Origin of the sequence: Streptomyces chryseus (assembly GCF_014650755.1) — a bacterium.
In the GTDB taxonomy this organism is placed as follows: Bacteria; Actinomycetota; Actinomycetes; order Streptomycetales; family Streptomycetaceae; genus Streptomyces; species Streptomyces chryseus.
Window position 1 is genome coordinate 212,759 of record NZ_BMVO01000001.1, and the last position, 14,519, is coordinate 227,277.

Consider the following 14,519-nt stretch of genomic DNA (forward strand, 5'->3'; position numbering starts at 1 on the left):
CCGGCACTGACACTCACGTGGTGATCGCCCCGGGTCACCGGCGCCACGAGGCTTCCGCGGCCGGGCGCGGGATGCCGGCCGGGGGCTGCCTCCGCCGGCGCGGGCGGCCGCCGACGAGCCGCGGATCGAACAGCATCACCACGCCCGCCACGATCAGGAAGATCACCGGACCGATCAGCATCGGCGCGAGGACGGGGGTCGACGACTCGCCCCCTCCGGTGCTCGCGGGCCCGTGGAGATGGACGCTGAGCGCCGCCATACCCGTGTAGTGCATGCCGCTGACCGCGAGCCCCATGACCAGGCTCGCGCCGAGACTCGGCAGGAATCCGCGGACCGACACGGCCGCCCAGAGCGCCACCGTCGCCGCCACCACCGCGATCACCACGGAGAGCACGACCGTGAAGGTGTCGTACTGGAGCTGGCCGCGCAATCGCATTCCGGCCATGCCGAGGTAGTGCGTGGTGGCGATCCCGAGGCCGGTTATGGTGCCGCCGGTGACCAGGGCCATGGGGGTGACGCCCCGGTGCCCGACGATGAAGACGCCGACGCCGACCATGACGACGGCGACGCCGAGACCGGCGTACGTCAGGGCCGCGTCGTAACCGATCGCGGTCTCCTTCACCGCGAAACCCGTCATCGCGACGAAGTGCATGGTCCAGATCCCGGAGCCGATGGCGGCCGCGGCGAGCGCGAGCCAGCCGGCCCGCCGGCCGCGCCGCTCGTTCGTGAGGGCTCTCGCGGTGCAGCGCAGTCCCAGCGCGCCGCCGAGGCAGGCCATGAGGTACGCCGCGACCGGGGTGACGAGGCCGTAGCTGAATCCGTCGACAGTGCCAGTGCCCTGCATGCCTTTTGCGCCCTTCAGCTGCCGTCACCAGGTGGAGAAGGCCCCACTCGTGGTACGGAGGCCTGTTTTTGGCGAGAGTAGGCGGCGGCGAGTGATCAGTACACGTTTTCCCGGCAAATTCAGCGGCCGGGAGATGACACGTGGAGCCTGTGTGACGTTTTCGTTCACTTCGTGGCCATCCTCCGCCTGTGCGATGTTGACTATCTGCTGCCACTCTCGGACTGTCTGTGATCGCTCCACGCGAGGAGTCCTTGTGTACGCACGCACCGCCTCGGCCGCCGCGCTCCTGGGCGCCGCCGCACTGCTGCTGCCCGCCCCGGTCACCCGGGCGGTCGGTCCCGACCCCGGCCCCGACGGTCCGGCCGTCATCGCGCACCGGGGCGCGTCCGCGTACGCGCCCGAGAACACGCTGGCGGCGATCGACCTGGCCGACCGGATGGGCTTCGACTGGGTGGAGAACGACGTACAGCGCACCAAGGACGGCGAACTGGTCGTGGTCCACGACGACAGCCTCGCCAGGACGACCGATGTCGAGCAGCGCTTCCCGGGCCGGTCGCCCTGGAAGATCAAGGACTTCACCGCCGCGGAGATCGCCACGCTGGACGCGGGCAGCTGGTTCGGCCCGAAGTTCGCGGGCGCGCGCGTGCCGACCCTGAGGCAGTACGTGAACCGGGTCGAGCGCAACCACCAGAAGCTGCTCCTGGAGATCAAGAAGCCCGAGCTCTACCCGGGCATCGAGAAGGACACGCTGCGCGTGCTGCGCAGGGCGGGCTGGCTGAGCCTGCACCACGTCAAGCACCGGCTCGTGATCCAGAGCTTCGGCGCGGACAGCGTGAAGGCGGTGCACGAGCAGCGGCCCGACATCACGACCGGTTTCCTCGGCGCGCCCGCGGTGGCCGACCTGCCGAAGTACGCGCGGTTCACGGACCAGATCAATCCGCCGCACACCTCGCTCACGGGCGCGTACACGGCGGCGGTCCACCGGCTGAAGGGCGCGCACGGCAGGCAGCTCAAGGTCAACACGTGGACGGTGAACACCGCGGCGGACGCCGCGCGGGTGGACGACTTCGGCGTGGACGGGATCATCACCAACCATCCCGACATCGTCCGGGACGCGGTCGGCGACTAGCCCCCGGCGGCCGCGGCGGCCGTTGTCAGTGCCCCGCCGTACGGTGGTGCGCATGGACAGCGACGGGCGGTTCGTGGAGTGGGCGGTCATCGGCAGCGGCGACAGCGGCATAGGGCCGCTGCTCCTCGCGGCCACCGACGCGGGCCTGGTGTGCGTGGTCTTCCACGCCGGGCCCGCGGTCCGGGAGAAGGTCCTCGACCAGCTGCGGACACGGCTGGGCGCCGAGGTGAGCGAGGCGCCCGGCTCCCCGAGGCTGGCCGAGCCCGTACGGCAGTTCGCGGCCTACTTCGCCGGCGAGCTCCGTGACTTCGCTCTGCCGCTGGACTGGTCGCTCAGCTCCGGGTTCAACCGGCAGGTCCTGCGTGAGCTGGCGACCGGTGTCCCGTACGGCACGGTCGTCGGGTACGGCGATCTGGCCGGGCGGGTCGGACAGCCCGGAGCGGCGCAGGCGGTCGGCGCGGCCATGGGGTCGAATCCGCTGCCCGTGGTGGTGCCCTGCCACCGCGTGGTGGAGAGTGACGGCGGGCTCGGGGGGTTCGGCGGGGGCCTGGAGACGAAGCGGGCGCTGCTGGCGCTCGAAGGGGTGCTGCCCCAGCCGCTGTTCTGAGACGGGACCCGTCCGGCGCATGTGGCCGGGCGCTCCCGGTTTCGCAGCTGCGTAAGGGCTGGCACACTGCGGCGGTGACTACCACCCCCGCCGTGCGCGAGCCCGGACCCGGCTTCCGGGTCAGCCGTCCGCCGATCCGGGGGGACCTGCTGCCCCGGGGTCCCGAGGAAGGGCGGCACCGGACGGGCCGCCGGATCGCCGCGGCGCTCGCCGCCGACGGGGGAAAGGCGTACACGCGGTGACCACGACCGACAAGGCGGCCGGACAGACGGCCGTGGCGGCCCCCACGCCCGAGGCGTTGCGCGCCCTGCGGCGGCGTACCTCCGTGGTGCTCGTCGTGAGCCAGATCCTCGGTGGGCTCGGCGTGCCCATCGGCATCGCCCTCGCTCCCGTGCTGGCGGTCGAAGTCAGCGGCACCGAGGCGGTCTCGGGGCTCGCGCCGACCGCGTCCGTCGCCGGCACCGCGCTGCTGTCGATCCCGCTGGCCTCCTTGATGACCTCGCGCGGCCGGCGGCCCGGCCTCGTCCTCGCGTACCTGATCGGCGCTCTCGGCGCGGGGCTCGTGGTCGTCGCGGCCGTCGTCGGGAACTTCCCCCTGCTGCTGCTCGGCATGGCGGGATTCGGCGCCGCGTCCTCGGCCAACCTGCAGGCGCGTTTCGCCGCGGCCGACCTGGCCGAGCCCGACCGGCGCGCGCGGGCCATCTCGACGGTCGTCTGGGCCACGACGATCGGCGCGGTCCTCGGCCCGAACATCGCGGCCCCGGCGGGCCGGGCCTTCACCGGCACGTCCATACCCCAGACGGCGGGCCCGTTCCTGTGGGCCGCCGGGATCTTCCTCGTCACGGGTCTGCTCGTCGCCGTACTGCTGCGACCCGATCCGCTCCTCACCGCCCGGGCCCTCGCCCCGGCGGAGTCGCAGTCGGCGGCGAGCCGCTCGCTGCGCGCCGGATTCGCGGCGGTGGCCGCTTCGTCGCGGGCCAGACTCGCCCTGGTGACGGTGGCCGTAAGTCACACCGTGATGGTCTCGATCATGGTGATGACCCCCGTCGACCTGGGTCACCACGGCGCCGATCTCGAACTCGTCGGTCTCGTCATCAGCGGCCACATCGCCGGGATGTACGCGTTCTCACCGGTCATGGGCTGGCTGTCCGACCGGGTCGGCCGTCTCGCGGTCATCGGTCTGGCGGCCGGACTGCTCTGCCTCGCCGCCCTGCTGGCCGGTACGGCGGGCCCCAGCCACGCGCAGACCGCCGCCGGGCTCTTCGTACTCGGCCTCGGCTGGTCGGCGGGCCTCGTGTCGGGCTCCGCCCTGCTCACCGATTCGGTACCGCAGCCGGCCCGCGCCGCCGTCCAGGGGCTGTCGGACCTCACCATGAACACGGCGGCGGGCATCGGCGGCGCGGCCGCCGGCCTCATCGTCGCGCAGGCGGGTTACGGCTGGCTCAACGCGATCGGTGCCTGCCTTCTGCTGCCAATGGCCGCGCTGGCCCTGCTGGCCACCCGGGGCGGGCGGGGCGACAGTGCGGCGGCCGGCGCCGTCGCCCCTGCCGAAGCCGTCACCTCCGCCGAAGCGGTCGCCTCCGCCGGACCCGTCGGTGCCGCGGGACCCGTCGGTGCCGCCGATCTCTCCGGCCCCGCCGGCCGTCCTGACCCGGCCGGCCCCGGCGACCCGGAGGGCACCGGCCGCTAGACCCGTACTTCGCGGGTGACCGTTTCAGGTCTGTGGCCAGCGGGTTTGCGTGATGTCGGTGTCGAGTAGGTCGAGGAGGTGGAGTTGGACGCCACGGTTGATCTGGACGGTTGGCGGGTCGGTGACGTTGCCGATCCGCAGGGTGAGTTCGCCGAGCTGGTAGAGGATCATCCGGCCGGTGGGGCGGACGCGGCGGTTGTCCGGGTAGAGGCCGGGCATGGTCTCGTCGGGGCCGAGCGCGCGTCTAACCTGCCGCTCAATCAGGCAGAAGACGAGCAGGGCCAGGCAGATGACCTGGATCAGCGCGGCGACGCGCCGGTTGTGCTGAACGAAGACCGGTGCCACCGCGAGGGGGCCCTTGAAGTCGTGGTAACGCTGTTCGACGGTGCCCTGGCCCTTGTAATGGATCAGGACGTGGGCCGGGCCGGCTTTCTCGGCCGGGACGCTGGTGATCAGCGCCCACCAGCCGTCGACGGCTGTTTCGGCTCCCAGTACGTCCTGGTCGAAGTGCCAGGTAAGGCTGGGGGTGCCGTGCTCGTCGGCGGTGATGTGCCAGCGCAGGCAGGAGGTGACGCGGCGCTTGGTCGCGATGACGCCGATCCGGGCAACGATCTTCTCTCTGGTCTTGTAGTGCCGTCCGCCCGCCGCGGCGGTGAGCCTGTCGAGGTCTTCGGCGGCTTTGGCCAGTCGTTTGGCCCGGGCAGCCTGCTGGCCGGCCGCGACGGCGGTGGAGTGGACCAGGATCCGGCGCACGGTCAGCGGCGGATCGCTTTTGCGGCGGCCGGTCAGCGTGTGGGTGTCCTCCAGGACCCGGTAGGTCTCCCGTTCCGCCTCGGGTTTCCTCTCGTCCCGCTCAGGCACCCAGTCGACGGGCTCGCCCCGCTGAGGATCCAGGACCGCGTAGACCTCGTCCTTGATCTGCGCGGCTGGGACGGGCGCGACGAACTCCACCCCGGCCTCAAGCAGGGCGGTGATGTTGGAGTAGGACACCAGCTTGGAGTCGGCGACCATCAGGAACTCGCGGGTGCCGGCCATCGCTTTGAGGTCGTTCATCGCGCCGACGACCTGACGGACCTCGGCGGCGGCGCCGTCGAAGACCCGGGAGTGCACGGGGATCCCGCCGTCGGCCGTCACCGCGAGCCCGGTCTGGATCTGCTTCAGGTCCAGCCGCCGGTCCTTGGGATGCCCGTTGCAGGCGATCAGCGGGTACTGCTCGTCCTGGTCCTGGGCGGGGAAGGCGCCGTGGACGGACATGCTGGTCATGTCCCAGTGCAGCCGCGAGACGTCGATCCCGAACTCGGTGATCGCCCGCGCGCCGACGGTGCCGGCGACGACTTCCAGCTTCGGGGCGATCGCGTCCAGCGCACGGGCCAGGCGATCGTCGTTGAGGAGGTCTGGTGTGATGCCGAAGACCTCCTCCACCGCCCAGGTGCGGGCCCAGTCCCCGACGCGCACCAGCGGTGCGGGCGAGGTCAGCCGGTTGGCCACCAGCGCCTCGATGACCTGCCCGTGCGTCAGATGCGCGCTCGCGCCGCCTGGACACACCTCGTCGACGATCCCGGCCACGTCCAGCCGGCGCAGAAACTCGGCAGCGACAGGCAGAGCGCCCAGACGCTTTTCCACCACGGACGTCACCACCACTTCAAGGCGCTGACGCTCAGATCGTGGCCGCGGGGACCGGGAAGTCATCGACACATCCGGACCAACGCCATGCGACCGGCCCGGGACACTCCCGGACCGGTCACACCATACGAATCAACGACCCGCGAAGTACGGGGCTAGAGGCTGATGTGGTACGCCTTGCGCAGCGTCTCGTGCACCGTCCAGGTCGTACGGTCCCCCTCGCGCAGCACGCACGCGTCACCCGGACCGATCTCCAGGGTGTCGCCGCCCTCGACCGCGACCGTGGCGCGCCCGCTGACCACCACGAAGAGTTCGTTGGCCTCGGTGTCGGTCACCACGCCAGGAGTGATCTGCCAGATCCCGCGCAGCTGCTTGCCGTCGGGGGACTCCCACAGCACCTTGCCGGTCACCACCGGTTCGCCGGACACGATCTGGTCCGGGTCGAGCGGCTCCGGCTCCAGGTCGGCGTCCGGGATGTGCACGGCGAAAGAAGGGGGCGTCTGATCGATTGTCGTCATGGCGCGTCACCCTAGCGGGGGCGTCCGCGGTGGCTCACCGAGGGGCGTTGTCAGTGGTGACCCCTGCTCGCGCACGCGGGCCCGGGTCCGGGGCGAGGCACGGACCCGGGCCCGGGCCCGGCCCACACGTCGCGTCCGTGTCACTCGTCGTAGTGGCGGGCCTCGATGATGTTGCCGTCGGGGTCGCGGAAGTAGAAGGAGCGCGGGGACGCGCCGTGGGCTCCGAAACTGTTGTGGGAGTACGGCGACACCGCGACGCCGTTCGCCTCCAGCCGGACGTGCAGGGCTTCGAAGGCCTGCTTGTCCATGGCGATGCAGACGTGGTTGACCGGGTGGCCGGCCGTGCCCCCGGCTCCCGGGATGGCGTCCATGGAGCCCGCCATGGTGAGCGGGGCGAGGTCGAGGAGGGAATCGGCGGAGACCCGCACGGAGGGGAAGGCCGCCTTGCCGTCCGCGTACTCGGCGGTGCGTACTCCGGTCAGACCGACGGTCTTCTCGTAGAACTCCACTGAAGCGAGGGGGTCGTTGACCCACAGTACGACGTGATCGAGATGTGTTCCTGTCATGCGGACAGGCTCCTGGGTGATCGTCGCCGGGCACAAGGGGCGCGCCGCGTGACGTTTGAGGCGCCGCCCGGCGCGCCAGGAATGGGGGCATGTCTGACACCGCCGCACCGCAGATGTCCGGGGAGGTCCGGGAGGCGCTGGAGCAGCGCCGCCCCGTCGTAGCTCTCGAGTCGACGATCATCGCGCACGGTCTGCCGCGCCCACGCAATCTGCGGGTCGCCGAGGAGCTGGAGGAGGTGGTACGTGCCGAGGGGGCCGTTCCCGCCACCATCGCCGTCCTTGACGGCCGGGCCCATATCGGTCTGGACAAGGCGCAGTTGGACAGGGTGGCGGACGACGACTCCGTGCGGAAGCTGGGTCACCGCGATCTCGCGCCGGCGCTGGCGGCGGGTGCGAGCGGGGCGACGACCGTGTCGGCCACGGCGTTCCTGGCCGCGCGGGCGGGTCTGCGCGTCTTCGCCACCGGGGGGCTCGGCGGCGTGCACCGGGAGTGGACCGAGACGCAGGACGAGTCGGCGGATCTGGGGCTGCTGGCGCGGACGCGGATCACGGTGGTGTGCGCGGGGGTCAAGTCGATCCTCGACGTGCCGGCGACGTTGCAGCGGCTGGAGACGCTCGGCGTGGGAGTCCTCGGGTACGGCACGGGGAACTTTCCGGGGTTCTACCTGAGCAGTTCCGGGGAGCCGGTCGACTGGACCGTGCGGACGCCCGACGAGGTGGCGGCGGTCATGCGGGCCCAGGACGCGCTGGCCGGGCCCCCAGCGGCGCTGATCGTCGCGAATCCCGTCCCGGAGGCGGAGCAGCTGGACCCGGCACTGCACGACCGGATACTGGCCGAGGCGCTGGACGCGTGCGGGAAGCGAGGCATCACGGGCCAGGGGGTGACGCCGTTCTTGCTGGACTACCTCGCGCGGGAGACGGAAGGCGCCTCGTTGGAAGCGAACCTGGCGGCGGTCCGGGGGAACGTACGGCTGGCCGCGCGGATCGCCGGCGCGTGGGTGCGGGCGTGAGCGAGGACGAGGGAGGAGCGGGAGGGGGCACGCGTGGGAGTGCGCGCGACGGCGGGGTCGGTGGCGCGGGCGGCGCGCTGCTGGTGGTCGGCGATGTGGTCACCGATGTCGTGGCCCGCCATCGCAAGCCGCTGGCGCGGGCGACCGACACCGCGGCGCGGATCCGGACGCTGCCGGGCGGGGCGGGAGCCAACGCGGCCTGCTGGGCGGCGTACACGGGACTGGCGGACGTACGGCTCCTGGCGCGTGTGGGTGTGGAGGCGGGTGCCTGGCACGAGCAGCACCTGCGGAGGGCGGGTGTGCGTCCGCAGATCGTGCTCGACGGGGAGGCGGCGACAGCGACCGTGATCTCCCTGGTCGACGCTGCCGCCGAGCGTACGTTCCTGACCGACAGCGGCGCCGCCCTGCGGCTCTCCCCCGGCGACTGGTCCTGCGCTCTGCTGGACGGCGTCGGTAATCTGCATCTGTCCGGTTACTTGTTCTTCGCCGGCACGAGCCGGGAGACCGCCGGGCTGGCAGTGCGGGCCGCCCGGGAACGGGGGGTGACGGTGAGCGTGGACCCGGCGTCGGCGGGGTTCATCGCCGAGCTGGGGGTGGACCGCTTCCTGGAGGCGGTGGCCGGGGCGGACGTGCTGCTGCCCAATGAGGACGAGGCCCGCCTGCTCACGGGGCTGCCGGACACCGGGGACGCCGCGGCCAAGTTGAGCCGTCACTTTCCCCTGGTCGCCGTCACCCTGGGCTCGGGAGGAGCGCTGCTCGCGGCCGGCGGGGAGGTGCGCCACCGCGTTCCGGCCGTACCGGCGGAGGCGGTGGACACGACGGGTGCGGGCGACGCGTTCGCGGGCGGCTTCCTCGCGGCGCGCCTCGGCGGTGCGGACGACGCGGGGGCGCTGGCAGCCGGGTGCCGGGCGGGGGCGCGTGCGGTGACCCTGGTCGGCGGGCGGCCACCGCTTCCGTGAGCGGACGCGGGGCGTGGCGGAGAGCACGCGCCCCCCACCTGCGGGAACAAGGGGCCTTAGCGTCGCAGTCCCGTCCACGCGGGGTGGCGTGGGTCGTCGGCCCGTACGACGACATCGGCGGCCTCCCCCGGGCCGGCCTCCTGCTCGTAGCGCGCGAAGGCGGGGAGGGTCCACCGCGCTTCCGGTGCGGTTCTGCGCTCCAACGCCGCCGCTGACAGACGCACGTGCACGGTGAGGTCGAAGGGGAACCAGTGCCGCAGGAGCATCGGGCCGTGCAGCAGCAGCACACCGCCGGGCGGCAGGGGGACGTACGGGCTGCGCGTCGCCCGGTCGGTGGCCGGATCCCACAGGTCGGGCAGCACGCGTCCGCTGCCCCCCGGCTCCAGTGGCGTGAAGACCTCCCGCCACAGGGCACCGGTGTCGAACCAGCCCTCGTAGTAGGAGTGCGGGTCCTGCCTGCCGAACTCGTAGCGCAGCGACGCCGGCCGCAGGAAGTCCTCGGCGGCGACGACGAGGACCGTTCGCCCCCGCAGGCGCAGGGCGTGGGACAGCCGCTCGGCCAGCTCGCCGGTACCGGCGGCAGGTGCGCCGTCGAGGGCGGCTCTGAGCCAGGGCGACGGCCGCTCGTCAGCGCCGGTGAGGTGGTCGGCGAGGGTGGTGGCGAGGCGGTCCCAGGTGATCGCTTCGAACCGCACGGTCAGGCAGAGGGGTCCGGCCGGGCGCCGAGCGCCGCCCCCCGCTCCGCGACCAGGTCCTGGCAGGCGCGCAGGCCCGGCCTCGGCTCGACGCCCGAGGAACGGACGGCGAAGACGGCCTGGACCGATCGCCCCTCGGCCATGAGTTCGTCCACCTTGTCGCGTACGGCGGCGGGGAGCGCGGCCCAGAGATCGGAAGTCATACGACCGACCCTAGCCGCTCGCGCGGCGGCGCCCGCCGGACGAGCCGTTCTGCTCCCCCGACGCGCAGGCCGGTGCTTCGGCGTCGACGGAGAGCGGACTGCCGGCGGGCAGCATGTAGGTCACGTACAGCACGACCGGCTCGGTCCCGAGGTTGCGGCCTATGTGGCGGTGCTTGGCTCCGGACGGCTCGACGAAGGACTGGCCGGCGCTCGTCGTCTCGACGGAGCAGTCGCCGAGCGTCCGCGACAGCGTGCCCTTCTGCACGACGGCGATGAGCTGACCGGGATGGTGGTGCCAGCCGGTCGATCCGCCCGGGGCGATGGTGATGGTGCGGACGACCACATCGGTGACCCCCTCGGCCACCACCTTCATGGTCCCGGAGGAGGTGCCGGTGGCCAGCACCGTTCCGGTCACACCGCTGCCGGGTGTGGCGAGCGCGGCGGACGGTACGACGCCGAGCGCCGCGACGCATCCGCCGAGGACCATTCCCTTGTGCCCCCACCGCCCCTCGCCGCCGCGCACGCGTCGCAGCAATCCCCTGAGCCTCATTCGTCCCCCTCCAACTCCTGGGCAAGGAGGCCGGATTCGACCGGAGAATCCCCTCGCCCGCACCGCCGGATCGGGGCTCACCGTATCCGAGAGTCGATCCACCCCCCAGAGGGTGCGCGCGACCGTCGCGCCGGCGACCGCGCCCGCGTCTCCCGCGCTCCCTGCCGTACGCTGGTGGCGCGAACGCGGCCCTCGGCCGTGCCGGCCGCATGTGGACGGACGCCCCCAGTGACCAGCACCGTCGACCCGTCCTGCCCCACCTGCCGTTTCCCCGTGCACACCCAGTTCGCCTCCCCCGGTCTGATCGAGCGGATCGTGTACGGCGGCCTCGACCCGGCGGCGGACCCGGCGTGGCGGTCCTCCGGTGCGGCGACGGTGGAGGACTACGCCCGGTGGTGCGGGCACCTCTGCGGCATGACCTGCCTGCGCATGGTCCTCGGTCCCGGCGCCCCGTCCCTCTTCGCTCTCCGCGACGGGGCGCTGAAGTACGGGGCGTACACGCGGGATTCGGAAGGTACGATCCGCGGCCTGATCTACGCACCGATGGCGGCGTACGCCGAAGAGGCCCACGCACTGCGCGCCACGGTCCACCGCCACCTGACCGCGCCCGAGATCCTCGGGCTGCTGGACCGGGGCCGGAGTGTCATGGCGTCGGTGCACTACGAGATCCGCAATCCGGACCGCGAGGCTCCGGGCAAGGGCGGGCACCTGGTCCTCATCACGGCGCGTACGCCAGACGGGGTGCACCTGCACAACCCGTCCGGCACGACCGCGGCCACCCGTGCGGCGGACCTGCCGCTGGCCACGTTCGAGCGGTTCTTCGCGGGGCGCGGGGTCTCGTTCCGGAGTACGGAAGCGGGCCCGGGGGCGTAGCCGGCCCCCGGGCCCTGTGGGATGCCGCCATGTGGCACGCCGTCCAGTAAGGGGACCAGGTCAGTCGTGATGTCGCCGTGTCATGCCTTTAGACCACCGCGGACCGAGCTCCACGGGCCGGAATTGAACCGGCATCTCGACGCGCATGGGCCTGGGCCCGGTTGAACCGGCGATCGGCGGCGAATGCTGAGTCTGGAGCAAGAGTCTGAGATTGATCGCGGCCGCATCCGGATCCGGTTGCGCACCGCGGCAGTCACGACGAACTTCAGTTTCAGCTTGCGCTCCTCGCGCACCCCGGCCGCACGATGGCGGCCGGGGAGTCAGTGAGGCTACCCGAACAGGTAGCCGAAGACAGCGTCGCCCACGCGCTGGTCCGTGACCTCGGCGCCGTTCGCCTCTTCCCGCGCGAACTTCACGGCCTGCTGGAGCTTCTCCACCCGTTCGAGCAGTTCGTTCACGCGGCGGGCCGTCAGCGCGCCGGAGAACTTCACGGTCGTCCAGTACCCGACCGGGATGTCCTCGTAGTACACCTCGACCTGCGCCGGGTGCTTGTCGGTCGCCTCCGCCTTCACGTGGTTGCGCGGCACCTTCTTCGTACGAAGCGTCCGTACCGCGTCGGTCTTCCAGTCGTCGGTCGACGGGTCCAGGGTCCACGCCTCGGAGGCGTCCAGCACCGGCAGCTTGCGCACGAAGGCGTTGATGTCGGCCAACTGCTTCTCCAGGAACAGCAGATAGGACACCGGCGCCTCGCTCACCAGCACCCGTCCGTCGACGGTCACGTCGGCGCGCGCGGTGCAGTTGGCCCAGTCCTTGGTGGCGGTCACGTCGAACAGCCGCGTCAGCGACTTCGCGGTCTCGCGCAGCACGTCCCCGGCCCTGACCTGCACCCGCGTGGACTCGGGCGGCAGCTGCTCGCCCTCCTCGTCCTTCGCCTGATACGTACGCGAGATGCCCGCGAGCAGGGCCGGCTTCTGGAGGCTGTGCTGGGCTGCCGTCACGTCCTGCTGCGCCTTGGACTTGACGCCCTTCTCGACTGCGATGATCTGATTGAGTTTCGCCACGTCCGTGACGCTAGCAACATCAACCGTCCGAACTCGAACGATTATTCGCGAGGCCCGTCGCAGAACTGCCGTCGGCACCGCAGGGCCGAGGCGACGGCGGCGAGCGTACGGTGACTGCTCTGGTACTGCCGCTGGGTACGCTCCCCGTATGGACCTGGTGGTGATCGAACCAGAACCTCGCCGGCGCAGGCACTGCGCCGAGTGCCGTCAAGGCCCTCTCCGTTTCCACACCCTCGAGTTCAACGCCGCCATCTGCCTGAACTGCGCGGATCTGGCGCACCTGGTCCACCTCCCCCGGGGCAACGCGGCCCTGACACGCAGGGCGCGTGAGGCGAGTTCGCTGTGGGCGGTCGTCGTCCGCCGCAACCGACGGCGCCGGCGTTACGAACGCCAGGGCCTCCTCGTCGAGGCACCGGCCCTGGCCCGCGCCGAGGCCGCCTGCCTGGCCGACGCGGACGCCCGGGCCCGCCGCCGGGCACGCGACGCGGCCCGCCGCGAGGCCGAGGACGTACGCTTCACCGCCGCCCTGAGCTCCGAGATCCTCCGGCTCTTCCCCGCCTGCCCACCGTCCCGCGCCTCGGCCATCGCCACCCACACCTCCCTGCGCGGCAGCGGCCGCGTGGGCCGCACCGCCGCGGGCCGCGCCCTGGACGCGGGCGCGGTGACGGCGGCGGTGGGAGCCGCGGTACGCCACGAGGACACTCCGTACGACGCGCTGCTGATGGCGGGAGTGCCGCGCCATCGGGCCCGTGCCCAAGTACGTCCGGTTGTGACGGCGTTGCTCGACACCTGGCAGCAGCCAGCCGTGAGCGACGAGCCGCCCGGCAGCGGGCCGGCCGCTCAGTAGCGCACGGGCAGCGCGAGAAGGCCCCGGGCGCGTGTCGAGGGCCTGCGCCGCAGGTCGCTGAGCGGTACGTCGAGCGCCAGCGACGGGAAGCGCTCCAGCAGCACGGCGAGGGCGATCTCCGTCTCCAGCCGGGCCAGTGGCGCGCCCAGGCAGTAGTGGATGCCGTGGCCGAGTGCGAGGTGACCTGCTGTGTCCCGGTCGAGGTCGAGCCGGTCGGGCTCGGGGAAACGGTGCGGATCGCGGTCGGCGGCCGCCAGGGACAGCAGCACGGTCTCCCCGGCGGGAACGGTCGCGCCGCCGATGAGGACGTCCTCGACGGGGAACCGGCGGATGGCCAGCAGCGCGGGCCCGTCGTACCGGGCGAGCTCCTCGACCGCCGCCGGGATCCGGGAGGGCTCGGCGCGGAGCGTCGCGAGTTGCTCGGGGTGGCTGAGCAGGGCGAGGGCCGCGTTGCCGATGAGCTGAACGGTGTTCTCGTACCCGGCGAAGAGGATCAGGAAGGCCAGCGACATCAGCTCGTCCTCGCTGAGCCGGTCGTCACCCTCGTCCCGTACGGCGATCAGCGCGGACAGCAGGTCGTCGCCGGGCTCGGCGCGCTTGTGGGTGAGCAGCCTGCCGAAGAACCGGAGCATGCTTCCGACGGCCTCCTTCGCCCGCCCCGGCCGTGCGGGATCGGGTGCGACCAGTGCGTCCGTCCAGTCCCGGAAGTCCGGCCGGTCCCGGGCGGGTACGCCCAGCAGTTCACAGATGACGGCGATGGGCAGCGGCGCAGCGTAGGCGGCGACGAGATCGGCCCGCCCGTGCGGGGCGATCTCGTCGAGCAGCGCGACGGCGGTACGCCGCACGGGCCCCCGAAGCCTTTCGATACGCCCGGCGGTGAACGCCCGCGTCACGAGGCGCCGGATGCGGGTGTGGTCGGGCGGGTCCATGTTGAGCAGGTTGGCGTCGAGCGCGGGCGGCAACGCGAACCCCTGGTATCCGCCGGGCAGCGCGCGGCGCTTGTCCAGTGAGAGGCGCGGATCGGCGAGTGCCCGTCGCACGTCCTCGTACCGCGTGACGATCCAGGCGGGCCGTCCGTCGGGCCCGGCGATCCGGTGCACCGGCCCGGCTTCGCGCAGGCGCGCGTAGACCCCGTACGGATCGGCCATGATCTCGCTCGTCGGATCGTCGAGGTCTGTGCTGTCGGATGCCGTGGTTGTCATGGCACCACCCTAGGCACGCCCGTGACGGCCGCCGCCACGCCTCTGGGGTCGGCGGGAGCACTCCAACGGCCTTCGCGGGAGCGCTGGTTGCCTCCCTCGTGCGGCAGCCGGGCGCGCCTCCCCCACCACATGCAGGCGTGCG

Annotated in this window: 17 protein-coding genes; 8 read left to right on the top strand and 9 right to left on the bottom strand. The window is 72.3% G+C overall.

Annotated elements, in window-relative coordinates; genetic code table 11:
• Nucleotides 1-34: 34 nt before the first annotated feature.
• Nucleotides 35-844: an MHYT domain-containing protein gene (locus tag IE185_RS01065; protein ID WP_138896157.1), complete on the bottom strand. Its 810-nt coding sequence runs from the start codon at nucleotides 842-844 to the stop codon at nucleotides 35-37.
• A 253-nt stretch (nucleotides 845-1,097) separates the two neighbouring features.
• Between IE185_RS01065 and IE185_RS01070 the strand changes: the two genes are divergently transcribed.
• The 4 genes from IE185_RS01070 (at nucleotide 1,098) to IE185_RS01085 (ending at nucleotide 4,270) form a co-directional block, all read left to right on the top strand.
• Nucleotides 1,098-1,973 (top strand): glycerophosphodiester phosphodiesterase, encoded by an 876-nt coding sequence (locus tag IE185_RS01070; protein ID WP_189714416.1) that lies wholly within the window; start codon nucleotides 1,098-1,100, stop codon nucleotides 1,971-1,973.
• A gap of 52 nt (nucleotides 1,974-2,025) precedes the next feature.
• Nucleotides 2,026-2,580: a methylated-DNA--[protein]-cysteine S-methyltransferase gene (locus IE185_RS01075; RefSeq protein WP_138896159.1), complete on the top strand. Its 555-nt coding sequence runs from the start codon at nucleotides 2,026-2,028 to the stop codon at nucleotides 2,578-2,580.
• Nucleotides 2,581-2,654: 74 nt separating this feature from the next.
• Nucleotides 2,655-2,822: a hypothetical protein gene (locus IE185_RS01080; protein WP_167519002.1), complete on the top strand. Its 168-nt coding sequence runs from the start codon at nucleotides 2,655-2,657 to the stop codon at nucleotides 2,820-2,822.
• A complete protein-coding gene (locus IE185_RS01085; RefSeq protein WP_189714418.1) occupies nucleotides 2,819-4,270 on the top strand; it encodes an MFS transporter in 1,452 nt (483 codons plus the stop codon). The genes IE185_RS01080 and IE185_RS01085 overlap by 4 nt, the downstream gene beginning before the upstream one ends.
• Before the next feature lie 24 nt (nucleotides 4,271-4,294).
• On the opposite strand, the gene IE185_RS01090 is transcribed toward IE185_RS01085, so the two are convergent.
• The 3 genes from IE185_RS01090 to IE185_RS01100 form a co-directional block, all read right to left on the bottom strand.
• Nucleotides 4,295-5,896 carry an IS1634 family transposase gene (locus IE185_RS01090; protein WP_229843301.1) on the bottom strand — a complete coding sequence of 534 codons (1,602 nt, stop codon included), beginning with the start codon at nucleotides 5,894-5,896 and terminating at the stop codon, nucleotides 4,295-4,297.
• A gap of 152 nt (nucleotides 5,897-6,048) precedes the next feature.
• Complete coding sequence (locus IE185_RS01095) at nucleotides 6,049-6,411, bottom strand: cupin domain-containing protein (RefSeq protein ID WP_138896161.1); 363 nt, start codon at nucleotides 6,409-6,411, stop codon at nucleotides 6,049-6,051.
• Nucleotides 6,412-6,551: 140 nt separating this feature from the next.
• Complete coding sequence (locus IE185_RS01100; RefSeq protein WP_138896162.1) at nucleotides 6,552-6,977, bottom strand: VOC family protein; 426 nt, start codon at nucleotides 6,975-6,977, stop codon at nucleotides 6,552-6,554.
• Nucleotides 6,978-7,066: 89 nt separating this feature from the next.
• Here IE185_RS01100 and IE185_RS01105 point away from each other — a divergent pair, with 89 nt between their 5' ends.
• Together IE185_RS01105 and IE185_RS01110 are read left to right on the top strand one after the other, a co-directional pair.
• Complete coding sequence (locus IE185_RS01105) at nucleotides 7,067-7,987, top strand: pseudouridine-5'-phosphate glycosidase (protein WP_138896163.1); 921 nt, start codon at nucleotides 7,067-7,069, stop codon at nucleotides 7,985-7,987.
• Between the two features lie 83 nt (nucleotides 7,988-8,070).
• The gene (locus tag IE185_RS01110) at nucleotides 8,071-8,946 is read left to right on the top strand and encodes a carbohydrate kinase family protein (protein ID WP_189714647.1); all 876 of its coding nucleotides are present in this window, start codon (nucleotides 8,071-8,073) and stop codon (nucleotides 8,944-8,946) included.
• 56 nt (nucleotides 8,947-9,002) lie between these two features.
• Here the strand turns inward: IE185_RS01110 and IE185_RS01115 are convergent, their stop codons facing one another.
• From IE185_RS01115 to IE185_RS01125, 3 genes are read right to left on the bottom strand one after another with little or no spacing between them, the layout of a single operon-like run.
• Complete coding sequence (locus IE185_RS01115; RefSeq protein ID WP_138897968.1) at nucleotides 9,003-9,641, bottom strand: nucleoside/nucleotide kinase family protein; 639 nt, start codon at nucleotides 9,639-9,641, stop codon at nucleotides 9,003-9,005.
• A gap of 2 nt (nucleotides 9,642-9,643) precedes the next feature.
• Nucleotides 9,644-9,844 carry a hypothetical protein gene (locus IE185_RS01120; RefSeq protein WP_138897969.1) on the bottom strand — a complete coding sequence of 67 codons (201 nt, stop codon included), beginning with the start codon at nucleotides 9,842-9,844 and terminating at the stop codon, nucleotides 9,644-9,646.
• Between the two features lie 10 nt (nucleotides 9,845-9,854).
• On the bottom strand, nucleotides 9,855-10,394 hold the full coding sequence (locus IE185_RS01125) for a cupin domain-containing protein (RefSeq protein WP_189714422.1): 540 nt from the start codon (nucleotides 10,392-10,394) through the stop codon (nucleotides 9,855-9,857).
• A 228-nt stretch (nucleotides 10,395-10,622) separates the two neighbouring features.
• On the opposite strand from IE185_RS01125, the gene IE185_RS01130 reads away from it, so the two are divergent.
• On the top strand, nucleotides 10,623-11,267 hold the full coding sequence (locus IE185_RS01130; RefSeq protein ID WP_138897970.1) for a cysteine peptidase family C39 domain-containing protein: 645 nt from the start codon (nucleotides 10,623-10,625) through the stop codon (nucleotides 11,265-11,267).
• A 329-nt stretch (nucleotides 11,268-11,596) separates the two neighbouring features.
• Here the strand turns inward: IE185_RS01130 and IE185_RS01135 are convergent, their stop codons facing one another.
• The gene (locus IE185_RS01135) at nucleotides 11,597-12,328 is read right to left on the bottom strand and encodes a DUF7873 family protein (protein WP_138897971.1); all 732 of its coding nucleotides are present in this window, start codon (nucleotides 12,326-12,328) and stop codon (nucleotides 11,597-11,599) included.
• A gap of 148 nt (nucleotides 12,329-12,476) precedes the next feature.
• Here IE185_RS01135 and IE185_RS01140 point away from each other — a divergent pair, with 148 nt between their 5' ends.
• Nucleotides 12,477-13,175, top strand: coding sequence for a DUF2293 domain-containing protein (locus tag IE185_RS01140; RefSeq protein ID WP_138897972.1), 699 nt, complete (start codon nucleotides 12,477-12,479; stop codon nucleotides 13,173-13,175).
• On the opposite strand, the gene IE185_RS01145 is transcribed toward IE185_RS01140, so the two are convergent.
• Nucleotides 13,169-14,323: a cytochrome P450 family protein gene (locus tag IE185_RS01145; RefSeq protein WP_373303683.1), complete on the bottom strand. Its 1,155-nt coding sequence runs from the start codon at nucleotides 14,321-14,323 to the stop codon at nucleotides 13,169-13,171. The two genes, IE185_RS01140 and IE185_RS01145, sit on opposite strands and share 7 nt — an antisense overlap.
• Between the last annotated feature and the right edge of the window lie 196 nt (nucleotides 14,324-14,519).